This is a genomic window from Helicobacter suis (assembly GCF_902196125.1).
Taxonomy (GTDB): Bacteria; Campylobacterota; Campylobacteria; order Campylobacterales; family Helicobacteraceae; genus Helicobacter; species Helicobacter suis_B.
On sequence record NZ_CABIKG010000067.1, the window covers coordinates 1 to 667 of the forward strand.

1 pseudogene is annotated in these 667 nt (G+C 33.9%); it reads left to right on the top strand.

Going from position 1 to position 667, the window contains the following annotated elements:
• Positions 1-667 (top strand): annotated as a pseudogene (locus tag G6Q00_RS08345) (hypothetical protein); the annotation flags it as partial.

A 667-nucleotide genomic window follows, 5' to 3' on the forward strand; every position in this document is an offset into this window, starting at 1 on the left:
TTTAAAGCGCAGTTAAAAGATCAAGGGCTATTACAAGAGGCCAAACCCTTTTTAAACACCATTGAGAAAAATATTTATAACCCTAAGGGGGTAAACTTCAAGCAGTTAAATAGCTCCCTTAAATTACTCAATGCCTACTATAAAAACACCAAAGACGCTAATTTAAAAGATCATATCAATCAAGCTTTAGAAAGCTTTTTAAGAAGAGACATTAAAGAGGGGATTAATAATTTATTTGAACAACTCCCGCCTAGTAAAATGCAGCAGTATAAGGAGCTTTACAACACCGCATTAAATGATTATGCCACTATGAAGCAAACCCTAAGAGATGTAAAGAAGTTAGGGTTAAGAGATAGCTATAAAAGCCAAGATCAAGCCCTAGATAGTTTGATTAAATTTACTAAGGGACAAGGTGATGAGCTAGATAATTTAAGTACCATTAGCAAAGGTTTAAGCGCGCCTAATAGGGAAGTATTAGAACTTAACATGCTAGATAGACTTTTTAAAAAGTCTTTAGTTGATACCCAAGATATTAGCGTATTTGATAGCTTTAAGTTTATGCAAAAGCTAGAGGAGCTTAAAGCTAGCACCTTTAAGAGTCAAGGAGCAAAAGACTTTATAGAAATTGCTAAAGGCTTTCATAGATTATTTAATCAAGACGCTAGCA